This window comes from Desulfogranum mediterraneum DSM 13871 (genome assembly GCF_000429965.1).
Classification (GTDB): domain Bacteria; phylum Desulfobacterota; class Desulfobulbia; order Desulfobulbales; family Desulfobulbaceae; genus Desulfogranum; species Desulfogranum mediterraneum.
Genome location: NZ_AUCW01000024.1, coordinates 58,109 through 78,733 on the forward strand (window position 1 = coordinate 58,109; position 20,625 = coordinate 78,733).

Annotated in this window: 20 protein-coding genes and 1 tRNA gene; 12 read left to right on the top strand and 9 right to left on the bottom strand. The window is 57.7% G+C overall.

Annotated features, from left to right (window positions below; translation table 11 throughout):
• The first annotated feature begins 3 nt into the window (after positions 1 to 3).
• Both G494_RS25535 and G494_RS0112635 read left to right on the top strand, forming a co-directional pair.
• Positions 4 to 660 carry an acyltransferase gene (locus G494_RS25535; RefSeq protein WP_153305870.1) on the top strand — a complete coding sequence of 219 codons (657 nt, stop codon included), beginning with the start codon at positions 4 to 6 and terminating at the stop codon, positions 658 to 660.
• Positions 657 to 1,955: a helix-turn-helix transcriptional regulator gene (locus tag G494_RS0112635; RefSeq protein WP_028584836.1), complete on the top strand. Its 1,299-nt coding sequence runs from the start codon at positions 657 to 659 to the stop codon at positions 1,953 to 1,955. The genes G494_RS25535 and G494_RS0112635 overlap by 4 nt, the downstream gene beginning before the upstream one ends.
• Before the next feature lie 50 nt (positions 1,956 to 2,005).
• Here G494_RS0112635 and G494_RS0112640 read toward each other — a convergent pair whose 3' ends face one another.
• Together G494_RS0112640 and G494_RS0112645 are read right to left on the bottom strand one after the other, a co-directional pair.
• The gene (locus G494_RS0112640) at positions 2,006 to 3,643 is read right to left on the bottom strand and encodes a glutamate synthase-related protein (RefSeq protein ID WP_028584837.1); all 1,638 of its coding nucleotides are present in this window, start codon (positions 3,641 to 3,643) and stop codon (positions 2,006 to 2,008) included.
• A 375-nt stretch (positions 3,644 to 4,018) separates the two neighbouring features.
• On the bottom strand, positions 4,019 to 4,672 hold the full coding sequence (locus tag G494_RS0112645) for a GAF and ANTAR domain-containing protein (RefSeq protein ID WP_232362549.1): 654 nt from the start codon (positions 4,670 to 4,672) through the stop codon (positions 4,019 to 4,021).
• Between the two features lie 598 nt (positions 4,673 to 5,270).
• Between G494_RS0112645 and G494_RS0112655 the strand changes: the two genes are divergently transcribed.
• A complete protein-coding gene (locus G494_RS0112655) occupies positions 5,271 to 5,933 on the top strand; it encodes an alpha/beta hydrolase (protein ID WP_028584839.1) in 663 nt (220 codons plus the stop codon).
• A gap of 21 nt (positions 5,934 to 5,954) precedes the next feature.
• Here the strand turns inward: G494_RS0112655 and G494_RS0112660 are convergent, their stop codons facing one another.
• The 5 genes from G494_RS0112660 to G494_RS0112680 are packed head-to-tail and all read right to left on the bottom strand — an operon-like array spanning position 5,955 to position 11,146.
• Entirely contained in the window at positions 5,955 to 7,121 is a 1,167-nt protein-coding gene (locus G494_RS0112660; RefSeq protein ID WP_028584840.1) for a hypothetical protein, read from the bottom strand.
• Positions 7,118 to 7,339 (bottom strand): (2Fe-2S)-binding protein, encoded by a 222-nt coding sequence (locus G494_RS0112665; protein WP_051305666.1) that lies wholly within the window; start codon positions 7,337 to 7,339, stop codon positions 7,118 to 7,120. The genes G494_RS0112660 and G494_RS0112665 overlap by 4 nt, the downstream gene beginning before the upstream one ends.
• Complete coding sequence (uvrC, locus tag G494_RS0112670; protein WP_084456781.1) at positions 7,317 to 9,173, bottom strand: excinuclease ABC subunit UvrC; 1,857 nt, start codon at positions 9,171 to 9,173, stop codon at positions 7,317 to 7,319. Before uvrC ends, G494_RS0112665 begins: the two co-directional genes overlap by 23 nt.
• Positions 9,154 to 9,504, bottom strand: coding sequence for a DsrE family protein (locus G494_RS0112675; RefSeq protein ID WP_028584843.1), 351 nt, complete (start codon positions 9,502 to 9,504; stop codon positions 9,154 to 9,156). Before G494_RS0112675 ends, uvrC begins: the two co-directional genes overlap by 20 nt.
• Before the next feature lie 22 nt (positions 9,505 to 9,526).
• A complete protein-coding gene (locus tag G494_RS0112680; protein ID WP_035246403.1) occupies positions 9,527 to 11,146 on the bottom strand; it encodes an ABC transporter ATP-binding protein in 1,620 nt (539 codons plus the stop codon).
• 397 nt (positions 11,147 to 11,543) lie between these two features.
• Here G494_RS0112680 and G494_RS0112685 point away from each other — a divergent pair, with 397 nt between their 5' ends.
• From G494_RS0112685 to nikR, 6 genes are all read left to right on the top strand, one after another.
• A complete protein-coding gene (locus G494_RS0112685) occupies positions 11,544 to 12,335 on the top strand; it encodes an amino acid ABC transporter permease (protein WP_051305668.1) in 792 nt (263 codons plus the stop codon).
• A 28-nt stretch (positions 12,336 to 12,363) separates the two neighbouring features.
• Complete coding sequence (locus G494_RS0112690) at positions 12,364 to 13,107, top strand: amino acid ABC transporter ATP-binding protein (RefSeq protein ID WP_051305669.1); 744 nt, start codon at positions 12,364 to 12,366, stop codon at positions 13,105 to 13,107.
• 95 nt (positions 13,108 to 13,202) lie between these two features.
• Positions 13,203 to 14,030, top strand: a complete 828-nt coding sequence (locus G494_RS0112695; RefSeq protein WP_028584847.1) for a transporter substrate-binding domain-containing protein — start codon at positions 13,203 to 13,205, stop codon at positions 14,028 to 14,030.
• A 20-nt stretch (positions 14,031 to 14,050) separates the two neighbouring features.
• Positions 14,051 to 14,935: an amino acid ABC transporter permease gene (locus tag G494_RS0112700; protein WP_028584848.1), complete on the top strand. Its 885-nt coding sequence runs from the start codon at positions 14,051 to 14,053 to the stop codon at positions 14,933 to 14,935.
• Between the two features lie 45 nt (positions 14,936 to 14,980).
• Positions 14,981 to 16,396: a beta-barrel assembly-enhancing protease gene (locus G494_RS0112705; protein WP_051305670.1), complete on the top strand. Its 1,416-nt coding sequence runs from the start codon at positions 14,981 to 14,983 to the stop codon at positions 16,394 to 16,396.
• Between the two features lie 77 nt (positions 16,397 to 16,473).
• The gene (nikR, locus tag G494_RS0112710) at positions 16,474 to 16,884 is read left to right on the top strand and encodes a nickel-responsive transcriptional regulator NikR (RefSeq protein ID WP_028584850.1); all 411 of its coding nucleotides are present in this window, start codon (positions 16,474 to 16,476) and stop codon (positions 16,882 to 16,884) included.
• Here nikR and G494_RS0112715 read toward each other — a convergent pair.
• Complete coding sequence (locus tag G494_RS0112715) at positions 16,878 to 18,284, bottom strand: sigma-54-dependent transcriptional regulator (RefSeq protein ID WP_028584851.1); 1,407 nt, start codon at positions 18,282 to 18,284, stop codon at positions 16,878 to 16,880. The genes nikR and G494_RS0112715 overlap by 7 nt on opposite strands.
• 324 nt (positions 18,285 to 18,608) lie before the next feature.
• Between G494_RS0112715 and tadA the strand changes: the two genes are divergently transcribed.
• The 3 genes from tadA to G494_RS0112730 all read left to right on the top strand — a co-directional run bounded on the left by tadA (position 18,609) and on the right by G494_RS0112730 (position 19,983).
• Entirely contained in the window at positions 18,609 to 19,121 is a 513-nt protein-coding gene (gene tadA, locus G494_RS0112720; RefSeq protein ID WP_084456786.1) for a tRNA adenosine(34) deaminase TadA, read from the top strand.
• A gap of 91 nt (positions 19,122 to 19,212) precedes the next feature.
• A tRNA-Ser gene (locus G494_RS0112725) sits at positions 19,213 to 19,298 on the top strand.
• Between the two features lie 286 nt (positions 19,299 to 19,584).
• Positions 19,585 to 19,983 carry a tyrosine-type recombinase/integrase gene (locus G494_RS0112730; protein ID WP_408608381.1) on the top strand — a complete coding sequence of 133 codons (399 nt, stop codon included), beginning with the start codon at positions 19,585 to 19,587 and terminating at the stop codon, positions 19,981 to 19,983.
• A gap of 293 nt (positions 19,984 to 20,276) precedes the next feature.
• Here G494_RS0112730 and G494_RS23320 read toward each other — a convergent pair.
• Positions 20,277 to 20,625: IS30 family transposase (locus tag G494_RS23320; RefSeq protein WP_035246405.1), on the bottom strand; the 349-nt coding region annotated here is incomplete at its 5' end.

Genomic DNA, 20,625 nt, shown 5'->3' on the forward strand with positions numbered 1-20,625 from the left:
CCCATGGCTCAACCTATGACCACCCTCAGCCGGCTCCAACTGGACCGGGCCCTGGCCATGGCGGTGCGGCGTCCCCACCGGCATCTCCAGGCCGGTGCGTTGCTGTTCGTGCCCGAGGTTTTCACCACCCCCGGACGAGAGACCAACGTGATGATCAGTCGCTTTGCCCTGCTGGACTGTACCGGTTCCATCGAGATCGGGCCCTGGGCCAATATCGGGGCCCGAGCCAGGATTTATACCCATGACCATCTCCATCTGGGCCGGGATCCCCTGCTCCTGGTGGAGGAGGAACACGGGGTGCTCTGGCAGGATAAACGGATCGGTGCTGATGTCTGGATCCATGACGGTGCCATGGTCCTCTACCAGGTCACCGTTATCCCGGAGGGAGTGGTCGTGGGGGCGGGATCGGTGTTGACCAAAAACCCTGGTCCCTGGGAGATCTGGGCCGGCAATCCGGCCAGAAAGATTGGTGAGCGGAGGCCCGTTGACAGGGCTGAGTTGGCGACCCGGCTGCAGGCACCCCGCTTCCGCCTGGGAGATTCGTCGGCCAGGGGCGGGAAGCCGTCCGTGGTCCGTGGGCCGGAGCCGTGTTCCGGAGATTCAGATTGGAGCGGCAAGACCACTGCCCGCAGTGAAGGCCGTCAGGAGGGTTTGAGATGAGCAGTCAGCAGAGTAGTGGTAACAGAGAGCTGGATAGCCTCCTGGGGGGGCTGCGGACCGGCGACAACGTGGTCTGGCACGATGAGGTGGGCAGTCTGGCCCTGGACTTTTTTTTCAACTTCCTCCAGGCCTCCTTTGCAGAGAAGGCCCACGTGGTCTATGTCAGCTTTGACCGTTCTCCTAAAAATCTGCTCACCACCCTTGGGAGTCTGGCCGATAACCCGCTGTTGACCATCCTGGATTGTTTTACCCATGGCAAGGGCGGCGGCAGCGAGCTGTTTTTGAAGTTTTATGAGCAGGCGCGGGATCCGGAACACGCCCGGATCATCCCGGTGAAAAAGCCGGAACAGGCCGAATCCCTGGCTGACACCCTGGGAACGGTCTACTCCATGTGCGGCGGCACGGTGAATTACCTCTTTGAGTCCCTCACCGGGATGCAGGATCTCTGGGGGGGGGAAGAGCAGGTGCTTCGATTTTACACCCGCACCTGCCCCAGGCTCTATGAGCTCAACACCATCGCCTACTGGGTGCTGGAACACAATGCCCACAGCCGCAGGCTACGTTCCGGGATCAGTCAGATCGCCCAGGTGGTGCTGGAGCTGAGCGTCAAACGGGGACATACCTTCTTAACCATCACCAAGGCAGAGGGGCGTGAGCCCCAGGGGTTGAACACGGCCCATGCTTACTGGCTCGACCAGGGTCAGGCGGTGTTCGGCAACCAGAGCCGCCAGTTCGGCGGCAAGCGTGACCTGGGGGGGCGGATCAAGACCCAGCGACTCAGGCGGGGGCTTGCCCAGACTGCCCTGGCCAAACAGGTGGGGGTGACCCCCAGCACCATCTCCCAGGTGGAGAGCGGCCAGATCTACCCCTCAATCCCGGCCCTGCTCAAGATTGCCGAGCTGCTGGGGGTGGAGATGGCCACCCTCTTTGCCACGGACCGTGACCTGGATGAGCGGATCCTCTTTCCGCCGGATGCAACCAGGGAGGTCAACTTCCCCGGCATGGGCAGCAGTGAGATCACCATCAGAGAGTATCTGCCCTGGAGTGGGGAGGCAGGGTTCCAGGCCTTTATGGTGGAGTTTGCCCCGGGTGGTGCCCTCAAGTCCCACTTTCTCCGCCACAAGGGTGATGAGTTCGGCTTCCTCCTCAACGGAAAGCTGGCTCTGGAGGTCAATGGCCTGGAGAAGGAGGTGGCTGCAGGAACCCTGATCAACCTGAGCGAGCACATGGCGACAGGCTGGAAAAACCCTTCCACGGCAAACGTGCAGTTGCTCTGGATCATCGTCAACGGTTGACCCTGCAGCCGCACGCTGACGGCTGCAGGGGGTATAGCGCTTCCGGTCTGTTAACCTGCGCAGAGGATCTTTTTGGCAGATTCGTTGTTGACCTCGGTCATGTAGGGGATGCCGGTTTCCATGGCTGTTTCCCGGTTACCGGAGATGATGTCGTCGCGGGTAATCTCGTTGAGATTGAACTTACGGGCCCCTGCCAGCAACTGCTGGAGGCCGCAGCTCAGTTTGTCGGCCATGGTCCAGAAGGCGATGGCGCCATAGGGGATGTTGGCCATCTCCTCCTTGCCCACCATCTTCTCCACATCATAGTAGCAGGCAAAGATCTCTTCAGCTGTGGAGCCGATCTTGGTGACCGTACTGGGCAGCTTGTCCCAGTTACCGTTGACCGCCTCCCTCCGCTCCGGTCGGAGCACGCCCTCGATGTTGGAACCCAGAAATCCGGGTACCATGATGCCCCGTCCCATACAGATCAACTTGGTGTAGGGTGCGCCCATGGCCAGACCCTTGAAGATGGAGTCTTCAAAGGAGAAGCCGCCGGCAAAGGAGAGGTCGACCACCTTCCTGCCACGGGCTGCAAGGAGGGAGGCATACTCGTAGGCTTTGGCGTGGAGGTTGACCGAGGGAATGCCCCAGCTCTGCATCATGTTCCAGGGGCTCATCCCGGTGCCGCCGCCGGATCCGTCGATGGTGAGCAGGTCCAGGCCCGCGTCGGTGGCAAACTTGATGGCCATGGCCAGCTCTTCCATGCCATAGGAACCGGTCTTCAGGGAGATGCGCTCAAATCCCAGGCTGCGCAGGTAGTCGACACTCTTCATGAAGTCTTCCTGGACATCAAAGACCGTGGAGAGGTTGGTGGCGCCCAGGCGGGAGTGACGGGCAAAGGCGCGGATGGCGCCGGAGTTGTAGGCTTCCTGGACCTCAGGCAGTTCAGGGTTGGGGTCCACCACATAGCCACGCTTCTTCAGGAACAGGGCATAATCCAGGCTGGTGACCTGGATCTCGCCGCCGATATCCTTGGCGCCCTGGCCCCACTTCAGCTCGATGATACAGCTGTTGCCGTATTTTTCAGCCACATACTCTGCCACCCCGTTACGGGTATCTTCGACATTGAGCTGGACAATGATGGCTCCGTAGCCGTTGTAGTAGCGCTGGTAGGTGGCGATCCTGCGGTCGAGCTCCGGGGCCTTGGTGATTCTGCCCTTGGACATCTCCGACTGCTTGTCGACCCCGACCACGTTCTCGCCGACCACCACAGGTACACCAACCAGGGAGCAGCCGATGGCAAAGGAATCCCAGTATTTGGCGGCGATAAAGGTGGAGCCCAGGGCCCCGGTCATCAGGGGAATACGGCACTTGGTCTTGACCTTGTTGCCGAACTCGGTGCTCAGGTCGACATTGGGGAAGATACAGTCATCGGGATTGCTGGAGAGGTTGCCCAGGCCGCAGGAGCCATAGGCATGTCCCTGGATACGCAGGGAGTTGTAGGAGACGCCTACATGGGTGGTGTTGTTCGCACCGGCGGTGACCGTACCGAAATCTCTGGGATAGAGCAGCTTTCTGCCCACCATGCCTGAGAGCCAGGTCTCACACTTGCCTTTGCAGTCGGCGCGGCAGAGGGTGCAGAGTCCTGACTCTGCGGCGTTTCCGCGGTTAACGGTACCAAGAACATCGTTTGATTTGGCAAAGCGCATTTTTTCATCCTCCTGAAAAATCACTGATCTGGGCTGATGCCTGGATCCGGAGCGTCGGAGGGTTGAAAAAAAACAATGGTCTCCCATACCCTTATCCGGATCGAGACACCATCGTCGTTTAAGCTCACATGGAGGTGGCACGCCATTGTGCCGGGGTCATGTTAGCTGCATTTAAAAAGTGCTTCTATTATTAGCTAAATTGAAACTTTGTCAAGGTTTTTTTGATGGGAGCGGTGCCTGCTGACGCTACTTCAGGCAGATAGGGATCCGGGTTGCAAAAAGAGCAGGGCCAGGCTGGTTCCCGGGAAGGGGATATTTTGCGGCAGGCCTTCCCGGAGGGGGCGGCGGTGATCAGCTCCGGAGTGTGGCCCTGAGCTAGGCCATCAGCTCCTCAGAGAGGATGACCGCCTCGGCAATTTCGGCCATGGGGCGTCGCGAGTCCATACTCTTCTTCTGGATCCAGCGGTAGGCCTCATCATTGGTCATCTTGCCGCGGCTGTGGATGATCTCCTTGGCCCGGTCGACCAGTTTCCTGGTCTCCAGCTCTTCGCGAATGACGCTGGCCTCAATGGCCAACCTGGTATTATGGATGGCCAGGGCTGCCTGGTTGGCGACCATGGTGACCAGGTTGGTTTCGGACTCCGGAAAGAGGTGTTTCCTGTCGGTAAAACAGTTGAGTACGCCGATGACGCCATCGGTACCGATCTTCATCGGCACCCCTACCATGGAGACCAGACCTAAGGCTGCGGCCATCTCTTTTTCCTTGAACATGGGCTCCTGAAGAACGTCCCGGATCAGCAGCGGGCGCTGGGTAGAGGCCACGTAGCCCACCACTCCCTCGTCCATCCGCAGGACCCGGTCATGGACATAGGCCTGATCAATGGCCTGGGTAGCCTTGAGGCGGATGATCTTTTCCTTCTTGCCTTCCTCGATTAACCAGAGGGAGCAGATTTCCACCCCTGTGACCCGGGCAGTGACCATGACGATCAACTTTAAGATGTCGTCCAGGTAGTGATCAGAGGTGAGCACCTGGTTGATCTCCAGGAGGGCAGAGAAATATTTTTTATATATTGTCGGGGAGTTGGCGTATTTGTTTTCGCAAGGTTCTAGCATGTCGTCAGGGGCTGTTTTGGCTTTGAGGATAGATGTTGTAAGTGACACTAATTTTATATTAAAAAAATAGTGTAAAGACAAATCAATTGTGTCGATGTGGCTGCTCCTGAAGGCATGTTTTTTCTCAGCAGGGAATGGGGCGGCCGCCTTTACAGCCATGCTTGACAGGCAGGGGGGCCTGAACGAGAGGGGTGAGCGGTGCAGCTCAGCTATGGCCGGGGCCGGAGTGGACAAACAACCTTGAACTGCTGCAATCATTAATGGTAAGCTGGAGCAGCCTTGGGCAGGGTAGCGCGGCGCGCTTGTCTTTCCGCTGGAGTGACGACCCCGGTGGTCGGGTTCTGAGCAATGTTGATGCTTGCCGCGTGGTGCTTAGTCCCGGAGAAAATCCTGAACATTGGCTGGAGATGGGATGGCGTATCGATCAGTTGCGACACCTGTCTGAACAATAAACCAGGGGATCTTGAAAAATCTCATTTTTCAAGGTGACCTTTAATCAAGGAGCCTGCCGCTCATGTCCCTTTTGCCTGCCATTGAACTGGAAACCCATCCCAATCCCGATGCCGCCGTGATCTGGCTCCATGGACTGGGAGCAGATGGCAACGATTTTGCCCCTATCATTCCGGAGCTGCAGCTGCCGCCCGAGTTGAAGATCCGCTTTATCTTTCCCCATGCCCCCCAGATCCCGGTGACGGTGAACGGCGGCTATGTGATGCCGGCCTGGTTTGATATCCTCCAGATGGATATCGACCGCCAGGTGGATACGGTCCAGTTGCTCGCCTCTGCCGACAAGGTTCAGGGCCTGATTGAACGGGAAGAGGAGCGGGGTATCGCCAGTGAGCGGATCATCCTGGCCGGTTTTTCCCAGGGCGGCGCCGTGGCCTACCAGCTTGCCCTGAGCTATCCCCATGCCCTGGGCGGCCTCCTGGCCATGTCCACCTACTTTGCCACCAGTGCCACCATTCAGCGTGACCAGGCCAATCAGGAGATCCCCATCGAAATCCAGCATGGCAGCCAGGATCCGGTGGTCCCCGAGGCCCTGGGGCTCAAGGCCGGAGAAGAACTTACCCGTCTGGGCTACCGGGTCAACTACCGTTCCTATCCCATGGAGCACAGTGTCTGCCCTCAACAGGTAGGGCATATCGCAGCCTGGCTCCGGGAGCGGCTGGGCAGCTGATCCTGGCTATCAGGCCAGCCTTCAGACCAGAGCGGCCAGCTGAGCGGCGGCCATGGCCGCACCCTCCAGGTTAAGCCGACCGGCTGGGGGGCGAGGCTGCCTGAACAGGGTTGCCAGGAGCCTGCGGAGATGCTCCGGCTCAAGGTCCTGTTCGGCAACAGAGCGGAGCAGGCCATGGCTGCCGGCGGTGAGCAGGGCCAGGTGTTGCTGCTGCTCATCGTCCTCCATGGCCCGCTCCAGGACAATGGTGGGCACCCGGGCGTAGAGCACATCGGTGAGTGAGTTGTAGCCGCCATAGATCAGGGCCGCCCGGGAGGCCAACAGCGAGCCATGGTAGCGGGGGCCAAAGGAGAAGAGCCGGCAGCCTGGAATTGACTTGAGCTTGTTGACGAATCTGGCTGTTTTTGCGATCCCTTTTTCTGCTGGTAGAAAGATGTTCCATCTCCGATTCACCAACTCCGGAGCCTGCAAGGCCTGGTAGAGGCAGCTGAGCATGCTGGTGGAGTTCTCCCCGAACCAGGGAATAGAGATGGTGGCCAGTGGTTGCGGCCCGCTCTCTGCAAAGGGTTCCACGGCTGCCAGTTCCGCCATCCGGGAGACATAGCCGGTCTCCAGGGGCGTTGTCCCATAGGTGTCAGCCAGCCGGCTGCAGTCGGCGCTGCCCAGGATGGTGGAGTCGCCGTACCAGAGCAGGGCCTTGAAGTGGCGGCGAAAGACCTCTGCTGCCGCAGCTGAGCCGACCTGGCGGACCTTGCCCACCACCCCCCGTACCCCGAGCACCCAGCTGGTGGCCCCCGGGGAGCAGCTTTCCAGGGCAGGCAGCAGTTCCCGGTGCTTGCCGCAGGGAGAGTGATCCGCCAGCACCACCCGGGGGCGATAGAGTTCCATTATCTGGCGCAGGCTGGCTGCCCGGAGGAGGCCCAGCTGCTGATCCGTATAGTTGGACATCCCGTCCATGCCCCGGGATCTGCCTTCAACGACCCTGGTCTCATAGGCAGGAAGCTTGAGCCAGTCCAGGGGGGCAGCCCCCCGCAGTTCCCTGCTCATGGGGGTGCCGGAGACAAAGAGTACCCTGAGTCGTGGGTAGAGCCGGCGCAGGGCCATGCCGATGGCTATGGTCCTGCTGGCGTGGCCCAGGCCGCGGCCATCATGACTGTAGAGGAGGATATCCAACCGGGGGATGCTCATGGGGCCTCACAGGGGCTCAGGAGTTGCTCCACCTTGGCCCGGCAAGGTCTCCCCTGGCGGGAATCATCGCCGATCCCGGTTTGACGGACCACTGCCTCCACGCTGCTCGCTCCAGCATCGACTGCCTGGATCAGGGTGTAGAGTTTGATATCTTTGCAGATACAGCCGGCCTTGGGTTGGGAGATCAGCTTTTTTTCAGGACTCAGCGTTCTTTTCATGGAGTTGGTTATAGATGGAGTTGGCGAGTTCCCGGCCAAAGCCGGGCAGGGCTTCAATCTCTCTTGCTTCAGCAGCCAGGATACGCTTGTAGCTGCCGAAATGACGGAGCAGATCCTTTTTCCGTTTTTTTCCCACCCCGTGCAAATGATCCAGTCCTGACTGGAGGGTCTCCTGATTACGGAGGCGGCGATGAAAGGTGATGCCGAAACGGTGGGACTCGTCACGGATCCGCATCAGGTAGAGTAGGGCAGGGGCGTTGGCCGGCAGGAGGATGGGATTCTTGCGGCCCGGTCGAAACAACTTCTCCCCCTCTTCCTGTTTTTCCTTGGCAATGGCCACCAGATCGATGCTCTCCAGCAGTCCCAGTCCCCCCAGCAGCTCACAGGCCTTGTTCAGCTGACCCTTGCCCCCATCCAAGAGCAGCATGTCCGGATGGGGGCGCTGTCCCTTGGAGGGGGCGAAACGCCGGCTGAGCACCTCTGCCATCATGGCGTAATCGTCAGGGGTGTCTTTTGAGCGAATACGGTAGTGGCGAAAGTTTTTCGGCGATTTCTCTCCATGGATAAAGCAGACCAGGGAACCCACCGCCTGCTTGCCCAGGAGGTTGGAGATGTCCAGGCATTCAATGCGTTCCGGCGGGTTACAGAGTTTAAGAGTATGGCCCAGGCTGGTGGCCAGGGTGTTCCAGCTCTTCTCCCTGCGGGCCTGTTCGGAGAAGAGTTTTTCGGCATTGCCGGCCGCCATCTCCATCAGCTGCATCCGCTTGCCCCGCTGTGGAGTCAGCAGGGAGAGCGGGCCGCCGCGCAGCTCCACCAGGTGCTCGTGGACTATTTCCTGGTCATCGATGCCCAGGGGCAGGAGGAGCTCCCGGGGCGGCACCCGCTGGGCGGTGTAATACTGGAGGATGGCCTCGGTGAGAAGAGCGCTGTCGTTACCCAGGGGGTCGGGGATAAAGAAGGTCTGCACCCCGGTGATGACCCCTGCCCGGACAAAGAGGATGGCTATGCCCACGGCGGCATCCTGGCGGAACAACCCATAGACGTCCTGATCGATGTGATGCTCAGCCACCACGGCCTGATGTTCGATGGTTCGCTGGAGGGCGCGGTGTTGGTCGCGAAAGAGGGCTGCCTTTTCAAACTCCAGCCGCTCGGAGGCGCGCTGCATCTTTTCCAGCAGGAGCGCAGATACCTCCCGGGCCTTGCCTTCGAGGATCTGGAGCACCTCGGCCACCATCTCCCGATAGGCGCCGGGGTCGGCCTTGCCGGCACAGGGTGCCAGACAGCGCCCCATCTGGTAGTTGAGGCAGGGACGCTCACGGGTCTGCATCTTCTTGCAGCGTCTGAGAGGAAAGAGGGTGTAGAGCAGCTTCAGGGTGGCACGCATGGCCGTGGAAGAGGCATAGGGGCCGAAGTAGCGGTTGCCGTCCTTCAGGCGCCTGCGGGTCACCACGATCCTGGGCCAGGGGTCGGCGGTGGTGACCATGATCAGGGGATAGTTCTTATCATCCCTGAGGATGACGTTGTAGCGGGGGCGGTGCTTCTTGATCAGCGAGGCTTCAAGGATCAGGGCCTCTTTTTCGGTGGTGGTCAGGATGGTCTCCACCCGGGAAACGTGGGAGAGCATCACCGCTGTCTTGGTGTGGACCGGCCCCGTATAGTGGGCATACTGGGAGAGGCGTTTGCGGAGGTTGAGGGCCTTGCCTACATAGATTACCTCCCTGTCGCCGCTCATGAGGTAGACCCCTGGTCCGGTGCTCACCGTTGTCAGAAAATCACCGGAAAGAGGGGCGGCTCTCTCCGGTGGCGCAGAGGGCTTAGGGTTTGACGTAGGCATAACCTTGGTTCTGGACCTGGATCAGGGTGGCGATGCCCAGGGGCACGATTTCGCAGCCGCTCACCAGGGACTCCTTGGTAATCTTGTATCGTTCCAGGGCGTTGCCGCAGACCTGGATCTTTACCTCTGCCTGGAGCAGTTCCTTGATCAACTCTGCCTGGGAAAGACAGTTCTCCTCCATCACCAGGTGGACCGCCGGCCCGTTGCAGAGGATCATGAGATCGTAGGGTTTGCCCGGGATCGCCCGTAAGAGGTTGGAGATATTGGTGAGGCCGATATTGAAGGATTGTTCGTCGTTTATATCCAGGTGAAAGACAGCTTTGTAGATCATCGCTTCTCCTTATCAGATGAGGTTAATGAAAGGCCGCTTTAAAGAGTGCTTGGCTGTAGCTGTGGCTCGGCCGGGCAAAGATTTCGGCCGCAGGACCGGTTTCAACGATCTTTCCCTGCCTGAACACCGCGATCCGGTCGGCAATGGCCCGTACCGTGCGCAGGTCATGGGAGATGAAGATATAGGTCATCCCGTAGCGTTCCTGAAGACCGGTGAGCAGCTTGAGGATCTGTTGCTGGATGGTGGCGTCCAGGGCACTGGTGGGTTCATCCAGGATAAGCAATTTGGGGCGGAGAATCAAGGCCCGGGCTATGGCGATGCGCTGGCGCTGGCCTCCGGAAAATTCATGGGGAAAGCGAAAGGCCATCCCGGGATCCAGTTCTACGTCCAGCAGGGCCTGTTCCACCATGGCCAGGCGCTCCTTCTTATCTCTGCCGATGGCGTGCACCTGCAAGCCTTCACCGATGATCTGGCCTATGGTCATTCTCGGGGAGAGCGATGAGTAAGGATCCTGGAAAACCACCTGGAGCTCTCGGCGGTAGGGGCGCATCCGCCGGGGAGAAAGGGATGAGAGGCTGACCGTTGCCTCCGGGCTGTGATAGATGACCTCGCCGCTGTAGGGGTAGAGGCCCAGCAAACACATGGCCAGGGAGGACTTTCCGGACCCTGATTCGCCGACAATGCCCAGGGTTTGCCGGCTGGGGACCTCCAGGCTGACCTTGTCCACGGCCTTGACCTTGCTGCTGGTTCGCCGGAAAAAGCCGCTCCAGCGGGAGTGCATGGTAAAGCTGCAGCTGATCTCACGCAGGCTGATCAGGGGAGTGCTACTCCTTGGGGGGCGGCGGGTAGAAGAGGGAATCGACTCTAAGAGGCGGATGGTGTAGGGCTCTTGGGGGTTGGCAAAGATCTCGGCACAGCTGCCCTGCTCGATGATTCGCCCCTGATGCATGATGGAGACCGTCTCTGCCCGTTTTTTGACCATGGGCAGGTCATGGGTAATCAGGAGCACGGCCATCTGGTACTCCTCCTGAAGGTCCTGGATCAGGTCCAGGATCTGCTCTTGGATGGTAATATCCAGGGCCGTGGTCGGTTCGTCGGCGATGAGCAGTTTGGGGGTACAGGCCAGGGCCATGGCGATCATCACCCGCTGACGCTGGCCACCGGAGAGCTGGTGGGGATAGCTCTGGAAGCGATATTCCGGATTGGTGATGCCGGTACGGTCCAGGAGTTCCAGGGCTCTCTGGTAGGCGTCTTCCCTGCTGAGTTGCTGGTGAGTGAGCAGGGGCTCCAGGAGCTGGTGGCCAATGGTGTAGACCGGATTGAGTGAGCTCATGGGCTCCTGGAAGATCATGGCGATCTGGTTGCCCCGCAACCGTCGCATCCGCTCTCTGTCCAGGGTACCTATCTCGGCGCCGGCAAAGACGATCCTGCCGCTGGTCCGGACGGTGCTGATTTCTTCCAGCAGGCGGAGGATGGAGAGAGCGGTCACCGACTTTCCGGAGCCGGATTCCCCGACCAGGGCGTGGGTCTGTCCCTGGTCCAGGGTAAAACTGATTCGGTCGAGCACAGGGGTCTCTTCCTGTTCAGCCTGGGCCGCAGTAAAGCAGAGGGAGAAGTTGTCAAGGGACAGCAAAGGGGGCATGGAGCACTTGATAAGAATTCACAGAGATTAAAAGGGTAATTTACTCCAGCACCAGCCATAGGGCAACAGGAAGATGGAGGAGCATGGGCCTTATTTTTTTTCAAGACCTTGAAAACGAAGTTAAAAATGTTACATTGGACCCTGTCGTGTCAACAAGGCCCTCCAGGATGCACAAAGAGATCGTGATTGAAGAGGGTACTGGCACCTGTAGTGTGGGGACCGTTGATCTCGATACGCACCGCGTTTTCACCGACCAGGGGCCGTCTTGGAGGCCTACCCTTATTCTCTCAACCAAGCCGACACGCTCTGCATCTTCGTCGACTGCTACCTTATATTATAGATTATAGCCCACCGTCTTTTTCCCTGAACGCAGGGGGGAGCGTTGTGCCTGCCAGCTATGAAACCTGCACCTCTCTTTAAGACGGTCTATCGAGACCTGCTTGGCTTTGCCGCGCTGCTGGCCTTAGGATTCTGGCTGATTGGTCGGGGCGGTGCCAATATCAGCTACCGCTGGCACTGGCAGCAGGTACCCCAGTATCTCTATTCCCTGGAAGATGGTCGCTTCATAGCAGGCCCCCTGCTCCAGGGGCTCATGGTGACTCTGGAGATCACCGCCGTCAGTCTGATCCTGGCCGGATGCATCGGCCTGGCCACAGCCCTGTTACGGATGTCCTCCTCCCCGGTGGGCCGGATACTGGCCTGGGGTTATCTGGAAACCATCCGCAACACGCCGCTTCTGGTGCAGATCTTTTTCCTCTACTTTGTGATGGCCCCTATTCTCGATATCGGTCGCTTTGCCACCGCTGTGGTGGCCCTGAGTATGTTTGAGGGTGCCTATGCCTCGGAGATCTTCAGGGCCGGGATCACCTCTCTGGCCAAGGGGCAGTGGGAGGCGGCCTTCAGCCTGGGGCTCACTCGATTCGATACCTATCGCAAGGTAATCCTGCCCCAGGCCATTCGTCGTATCCTGCCCCCCCTGACCAGTCAGGCCATTTCCCTGGTCAAGGATTCCGCCCTGGTCAGCACCATCGCGGTCTACGATCTGACCATGGAGGGGCGGGCGATTATTGCCGAGACCTTCATGACCTTTGAGATCTGGTTCACGGTGGCTGCCATCTACCTGAGTGTGACCCTCCTGCTTTCCGGCCTGGTCGCCCTGGTGGAAAGATACTATCCCCAACGTTCGTAATCAGCGGAGTCCTATGGAACAACCAGTTATGGGAGGCGACGACTATATCATCTCCGCCGAAAGATTGGAGAAAACCTATCCAGGGAATCTCAAGGCCCTGGATGATTTCACGGTTCGGGTCAAACGGGGTGAGGTGGTGGTGGTGGTCGGTCCTTCGGGATCGGGAAAATCTACCTTTCTTCGTTGCCTCAATGGCCTGGAAGAGATCGACAGCGGTTCCATCACCGTGGATGGCATCCCCTTGGATGATCGGGAGGAACATCGTCTGGAGATCCGGCGGGAGGTGGGCATGGTCTTCCAGGCCTTTAACCTCTTCCCCCACATGACGGTCCTGGAAAATGTCAACCTGGCCCAGCAACTGGTCCGCAGGCGGAGCCGGAGCGAGGCCACCGAGTTTTCCCTGGCCCTCCTGGATAAGGTGGGGGTCAGTGAAAAGGCCCGGGTCTATCCCGATGCACTCTCCGGGGGGCAGCAGCAGCGGGTTGCCATTGCCCGGGCCCTGGCCCTGATGCCCAAGGTCATGCTCTTTGACGAGGCAACCAGCGCCCTGGATCCGGAAATGATCGGCGAGGTCCTGGACGTGATGCGGAGCCTGGCCGGAGAGGGGATGACCATGGTGGTCGTGACCCATGAAATGGGGTTTGCCAGAGAGGTCAGTGATCGGGTAGTCTTCATGGAGCAGGGCCGGATTGTGGAAGAGGCAGCGACCGCGACCTTCTTCACCGCCCCTGCCCGTAAGCGAACCCGTGATTTTCTTCGTCAGATCCTATGAAAAGAGCTCAAAGCTGAGCACCACCCGCCCTGGTGGTGCCTCTTCTTTAGCCAGAATAAGCCCTAGCTACTCACTATCTTTAAGGAGGATGAGTTATGAAAACGGTGTCATGGTTTGTTTCCGCATTCTTTCTAGTCTGTGCTCTGACCCTGGTCTCTCCGGCTGCCCAGGCAGGCCAGCTGCACGATCAACTGGTCGCCGAGAGTACCATCGAGCAGATCGTAAAGCGGGGAACCATCAAGGTGGGCATGGATATCTTTGTGCCCTATGCCATGAAGGATAAGACCGGCCGGCTGATCGGTCTGGAGATCGACGTGGCCCGCCAACTGGCCGCCGATATGGGGGTTGAGGTGGAGTTTGTCCCCACTAAATGGTCTGGGATTATTCCGGCCCTGGTTGCCGGCAAGTTTGATGTGATCATCGGCGGCATGACCGTGACTCCCAAGCGAAACATCAAGATCAACTTCACCAACCCCTACTACTATACCAGCCAGGGGCTGCTGGCCAACACCAAAATGAGCAAGGGCTTTACCCTGGCTGACTTCAACGACCCCAAGGTGACCATCGCCGCCCGCCTGGGTTCCACCGCAGCAGTGGCTGCCAAGGCCAACTTTCCCAAGGCGCGCCTACGGTTGTTTGACGATGAACCTGCCGCTGTTCAGGAGGTCAGGAACGGTCGGGTCCATGCCATGGTAGGCGGTCAGCCGCTGCCGGCTCACATGGCTGCCGAATCCCCGCAACTGCTCCATGCCTACAGCGATCAACTGATGAAGGAACCAATGTCCTTTGCCGTACGCAAGGGCGATGTGGATACCCTGAACTTCTTTAACAACTGGATCGAGGTGGTTCGCTCCAAAGGATGGGTAGAGCAGCGTTACCACTACTGGTTTGAGACCACAGAGTGGAAGAAAGAGCTCCAGTAGCGAGCTTGTAGACCACTGTAATGCACCAGCGCCCTCTTAAATTTTCTCTGCTCGACTATACCCTGCTTGCCCTGCTGTTGTCGGCTGCAGGGTATATTACTTTCAGGATTACGGTACAACTGGAGTACAACTGGAACTGGTCGGTTATCCCCCAGTACCTCTTTCGTTATGACCAAGAACAGGGCAGGTGGGTGGCCAACTACCTGGTAGACGGGCTCATCACCACCCTGCGGCTGAGTCTGTGGAGCAGCCTGCTGGCAATGGTCCTGGGTTTGTTCATGGTTCTTGCCCGCACCAGTTCCAGCCTCTTTCTCCAGTTGGTGTCGCGTTGCTATATCGAGTTGATGCGCAACCTGCCGCCCCTGGTCCTGATCTTTATCTGTTACTTTTTTCTGGCCGATCAGATCCTGCCCAGGCTGGGGCTGGAGACTCTGGTGGCCGAGGGACCGGAGTGGCTGACAGGGATGGTTGGCTGGTGTTTTGGCCAACCATCCTCCCTGGTGCCTTTTTGTTCCGCCCTGCTCACCCTGGCGATCTTTGAATCCGCCTATGTGGCCGAGATCTTTCGTTCCGGGATCGAATCCGTCTCCAGGCATCAGTGGGAGGCCGCCCATGCCCTAGGGCTGCGACGACATCAGGCCCTGATCCATGTGATTCTTCCCCAGGCCTTTCGCCGGGTCCTGCCGCCCCTGGCAGGGCAGTTGATCTCTCTGATCAAGGATTCGGCGATCGTTTCGGTGATCTCCATCCAGGAACTGACCTACCAGGGAACCCAGTTGATGGCTTCGACCTATCTCACCATCGAGGTCTGGATAACCATCGCTGCCATGTATCTGTTGCTTACCTTTCCCTGTTCCATGGCCGTGGGCTGGTTGGAGCGGCGCTATCGGCGACGCCGTGTTTAGGGCAGGGACCACCGTACTGTCGAGGATCCGCCCCAAGGAGAACGTATGAATCTTGGAAAATCTCTGCAGCATTTCTGCTGCTGGTTCGCCATCCTGGCTGTGTGCCTGCTGCCGATCCAGGCCTCGGCCCTGAGTATCGGCGAGGAACGGCTCATCGGGGAGCGCTTGCTCTATTCGGTTCGAGGTGAATTTCCGGTGCTCGATGATCCGGATATCCATCACTATATTAATGAACTGGGGCAGCAGGTGCTGACTGCGGCCGGGCCCCAGTTCTTTGATTACCACTTCTATGTGGTGCTCAGTCCGCAGTTCAACGCCTTTGCCGCGCCGGCAGGCCTGGTCTTCTTCTATACCGGCTTGATCGAGACCATGAAGAACGAGGACCAACTCCTCAGTGTCCTGGCCCATGAGATCGGCCATGTGGTCAGCCGCCATATTGCCCAGCGATTGGACAAGGGAGGCAAGATCAGCGCCACCACCATGGCCTTGGCCCTGGCCAGCCTGGCCCTTGGAATACCGGCACTTTCCCAGGGTATTTTTGCCGGCTCCCTGGCCGCTGGTCAGGCCCTCCAGCTGCACTACAGCCGAAACGATGAGGAACAGGCAGATCGGCTCTCCTTCCAGTGGATGCAGGAAATGCACCGTAATCCCGAGGCCATGGAGGGGATGCTCAGTACCATGCGGCGGATTACCCGCTACCGTTCAGGAAAGCTGCCCCAGTACCTGCTCACCCATCCCAACCCCGAGGCCAGGCTGGATTATGTCCAGTCCATGGTTGCCTTGGACGACAAACAGCAGGGCAGCTACTACCAGCCTACGGATAACTTTGCCTTTTTCAGGTTTCAGTTCCGGGTACTCCAACGCTCCATGGATCACGAGGACTTCAGGGTCTACTGCGTCAATGCCATGGATGCGGGTCAGGACAAGACCCGTCAACTGCTGGCCCACTTCGGCATGGCCCTGGTGGAGAGTGAGGAACTCAACCTGGAGCAGGCCATGGCCCATCTCCACAAGGTCAAGGCCGCCTATCCAGGGGAGGGTATCCTTGATATCGACCAGGCCGTCATCCTGGCCGACAATCAGCGCCTGGCCGAGGCCAGGGAGATCCTGGAGCGGGTGGTCAGGCGTGATCCGGAAGACCTTTATGGCGTCTATCAACTGGGCCTGGTAGAGTATCGTCTCGGTGAGTTGTCGGCGGCAGAGCAGCGCTTTAAAAAGGTGGCCAAGGAGCTGCCCGAGTATGCCCAGGTCTACTATGAGCAGGGGAGGGTTGCCGCAGCCCTCGGCAGCCAGGAGGTCAGCAGGTACTATCTGGGCCTGTTTAACCTCTATACGGGGAAGACAAAGGTCGCCAAGCAGTATCTGCGTAAGGCAGCCAAGGATCAAAAGGTCCCTGAGGAGCTTCGTGATCAGGCCCAGCAGATCCTGGATAAGCTGAAAAAACTGGAAAAGGCGACCTGAAAAGGGCTGCTGCCTCTGCCTTTACCACTACCGGCTTTCTTGAAGAGCCTGTTATCTAAGAGAGCCAAGAACGAGTTATGTTGAAACGATTTTCCGTATCCCTGGAAGAGGAGCTGCTGGCCCGCTTTGACACCTATATCGCGGCCAGGGGCTATTCCAATCGCTCAGAGGCGATCCGGGACCTCATCCGTAAGGCCCAGGTCAATGAAGAGTGGGAAAAAGACAGTGAGGTGGTGGGGGTGGTGACCCTGGTCTTCAACCATCATAAGCCACAACTCCAGGAGAAGATCACCGAGCTGCAGCACCGCTACCATCACCTGATCACCTCAACCACCCATGTTCACATGGATCATCACAACTGTCTGGAGGTTACCATCGTCCACGGCAAGGCTTCGGTGGTTCAGGAACTGGCCACAGGTCTGATGGCCCTGCGCGGGGTCAAGGACGGCAACCTGACCATGTCCAGTACCGGCGGCCATCTTCACTGATCTTGACTCTCCTTGTTCCGCCGCCAGTTCGGGTGGGTGATCCCGAATTTTTTGATCTTATAATTCAGGGCCCTGGGACTGATGCCCAGCTGGTGGGCGGCATTTTTCTGGACCCAGAGGTTGTCTTCCAGGGCGCGGATGATGAGTTCTTGTTCATGCACCTGGAGTGACTCACCTGGTTGAAGCAGGGTTTGAGTCTGGGCCTGGGGCTGTTGCTCGGCAATAATCTGCTCTGGGAGCTGGATGGAGGCAGGCTGGACCAGTTGGCTGTCTTCCAGGATGATGGCTCGTTCGATGGTGTTGGCCAGCTGACGGATGTTGCCGGGCCAGTGGTAGGAGCAGAGGGTTTCGATGGCCTCTGGGCTGAAGCCTTTGATGGTTCGCCCCATGGAGGCGGCACTCTTTTGCAGCAGGGAATGAGCCAGCGGGACAATGCACAGGGGACGCTCACTCAAGGAGGGGAGGGTCACCGGCAGGACATTGATCCGGTAGTAGAGGTCTTCACGGAATTTCTTCTCGGCCACCTGTTGGGGGAGGTCCTTATTGGTGGCGACAATCAGGCGGACATCGACCCTGATGGTCTTATTGCCGCCCACGCGTTCAAAGGAGCGGTCTTCGATCGCCCGCAGGAGTTTGGCCTGGATTTCCATGGGGATCTCGCCGATCTCATCCAAGAAGATCGTCCCGCCATTGGCCTGCTCAAAGCGGCCGATCCGCTGTTTGTCTGCTCCGGTAAAGGCCCCTTTTTCATGGCCAAAGAGTTCGCTCTCCAGCAGGGATTCCGACATGTTGGCACAGTTTATCTTGATAAAGGGATGTTTTTTCCGGGGAGAGTTGTAATGGATGGTTCCGGATAAGAAGCTCTTGCCTGTGCCGGTCTTGCCGGTAAGGAGGATGGTGGAGTCGGTGAGGGCAAATCGTTTCAGGTTTTTCAGGATGGCCTGGAAGTTGGGGGATACGGCGATGATCCTGTCAAAATTATAGACGATATCCTGCCTGCGGCGCAGGTAGGCGATTTCATTCTCCAGTTCCCGTTGCTTGAGGGCCTTTTCGACGACCAGTCGAATCCTGGTCGGCGAGAAGGGGGGGGCAATAAAGTCGTAGGCCCCATGACGCAGTGCCTCCACTACCAACTCTGCCTTTTCTTCGGTGCTGGTAATGATGATAGGGGTATAAGGGGTCTGGCTCTGGGTATTCTTGAGGATCTCGAAGGTGGAGCCGTTTGACTGACCTATGTTGATAAAAATGACATCGTACTGATGGGCTATAATTTTTTTTTGAAAGGTGGAGGCGTCAGGTTGAAAGGTGATGTTTGAGGTCGGCGCAAGTGCTTCGATGATCTTGTTTTTGCTCTCTGCATAATCATCGTAGGCAAGAACAGTAACTTTTTGGTCATTCATGGCTGACTTCTCATCTTCTCTTGACCTGATGAGTTCAGATACCCTCAGGTGCATTTGTTTCGAATTTGTATTTGCAATACCCTTTTTGTAACTATAAGGTGTGCCGGCCTGGTATGTAAAGGGCTGTTTTGGAGCTGGGCGCATTTTTTCCCCGGTCGCTCCGCCGCACCGTGCGCTGGTTCCGCAGCCAGAGGGGCCGGAGGAGTTTTTTTCGGAACCTGGTATTACTGCGGATTTTTTTCAACTTGACTTAAGCCGATACCGAGATTGACATCAACTGGAATGCGCGCAACGCGTCTTGGAACAATGGAGAAGGAACAGGCCATGGAATGTACGTCGAAACAGGCGCAGGCCGACTTTAGCGTAAGGGGACGGCCAGATAGTGGGGAAGATGATCATCGTTTGATGGGGATTGCCCTGGAGTGTGCCCGTGGGTCGGCAGCCATTGATGAGGTACCTGTAGGGGCGGTGCTGGTAGATGAAGGTGGTACCATTCTGGCCGCCTGCGGGAACAACTGTATCCGGGCCAACGATCCCGCCGGCCATGCGGAGATCCGTGCCCTGCGATCGGCCGCGGAGCAGGTCGCCAACTATCGTTTGCCTGGGACCACCATCTATGTCACTCTGGAGCCCTGCGCCATGTGCGCTGCTGCCATGATCCATGCGAGGGTGGCAAGGGTGGTCTACGGTGCTGCCGATCCAAAAACAGGGGCCATCACCTCCCGCTATCAGTTGGGCTCGGATGGACTGCTTAATCACTCTTTTTCCGTGACATCAGGGGTGCGACAGGAGGAGTGCAGCCGACTGCTGAAAGATTTTTTTAAACAGAGGCGTTAGTTTTTTGTTGTAAAAAAAACCGATTCGGGCTAAATAGCTGCTGCCGAAGGAAATGAACACAGGGCAGCGACTCCGGCCCTGACAAAGATACGGAGAGGTGACCGAGTGGCTTAAGGTGCACGCCTGGAACGCGTGTGTACGCAAGTACCGTGAGTTCGAATCTCACCCTCTCCGCCATACAGTAGAATGCCCCGAAAAGACTAGGTTTTTTCGGGGCGTTTTTGTTTCGGGACGTCGGCGGGAGGTTTCTGTCAGCGGGGAAGGAGCATATAAAGCCCCAGGGAAACCTGGGCTTTTCTTTGGTTTATTTAAATCCCAGGATTACCCAGTCTGGACCGTCCTTTTCCCGATGATTTCCCGGGCCCTGGTGCTGCTCACATCAGCCCCGAAGTCGCGGCACAGGTCACATGCCTCTTGCGCGATTTGAACAGCTCGTTTGAAATCATGTGTCTTGCGTTTGGTCTTGAGGGTTGCCCAAGCAGAAGACATGAGCACGGGCAATCGCGGCACCTATATTTTCACCAACTCTGCAGGTCGGTTCCTGTCTGATAACACACTACGCCGGGTTTGGTCGAGAACCTGTCAGAAGATAGGGATAGGCCATCGTCGGCTGCATGATATCCGGCACACCACGGCATCAGTTTTGCTGATGAGGGGGAAGCCGATCACCTTTGTTTCCAAGCTACTCGAACACTCGTCTCCACAGATCACCATGCGGGTCTATGCCCACTATCTACCATCTGACGATGACGGGTTTATCGACGCGTTGTCAACTGGTGAAAACCGGGACGTCGGCGGGAGTTTTGACGGCAATAAAGATCGGCACAGCGACGACCTAAGTGTTGTAAATTCAAGCAGTTAGCACTCACTTGTCGTTTCTCACCCTCTCCACCATACAGTAAAAGCCCTGAAAAGAGTTGCTCTTTTCAGGGCTTTTTTGTTTCTGACTCCCGGTGGGGCGATTAAGGGCCGGGGTAGAATGAAGGCTACCCTGAAATCAACGCACCCGATGGTTTTTTAGGCAGGCCATGATGTTGAGGCAGGCCATGGGGGAGCGTTGAAAAGAGACAGGGGGGGGGCAGGGTCTGCTTCCCGGCTGCAGTGATCTGGATGTTTGTTACTAAAGGGCACCTTGAAAAAATCTAATTGCTGAATTCAAGTGATAAGTGCATAACCCATGATTTTTCTGACATCGATACCTGTCAGTTTGTTGAAAACTTCATAGGGTGTTTTGAAATTGAGACATTTTCTTGGCCTATTGTTTAGATTGTTTACGGACTGAACAACCTGTTCCATCGTGACCTTGATCAGTTCCATTTGTTTGGGAAAATATTGGCGTAGCAGGCCGTTGGCATTCTCGTTCTGACCTCTCTCCCAGGAGTGGTACGGCTTCGCGAAATAGGTCTCACATTCGAGCTCATTGGCAATGCTTTCATGCTGGGTAAACTCCTTGCCATTGTCAAATGTCACTGTTTTAACGAACTGTTTAATGGGAGCCAACAAT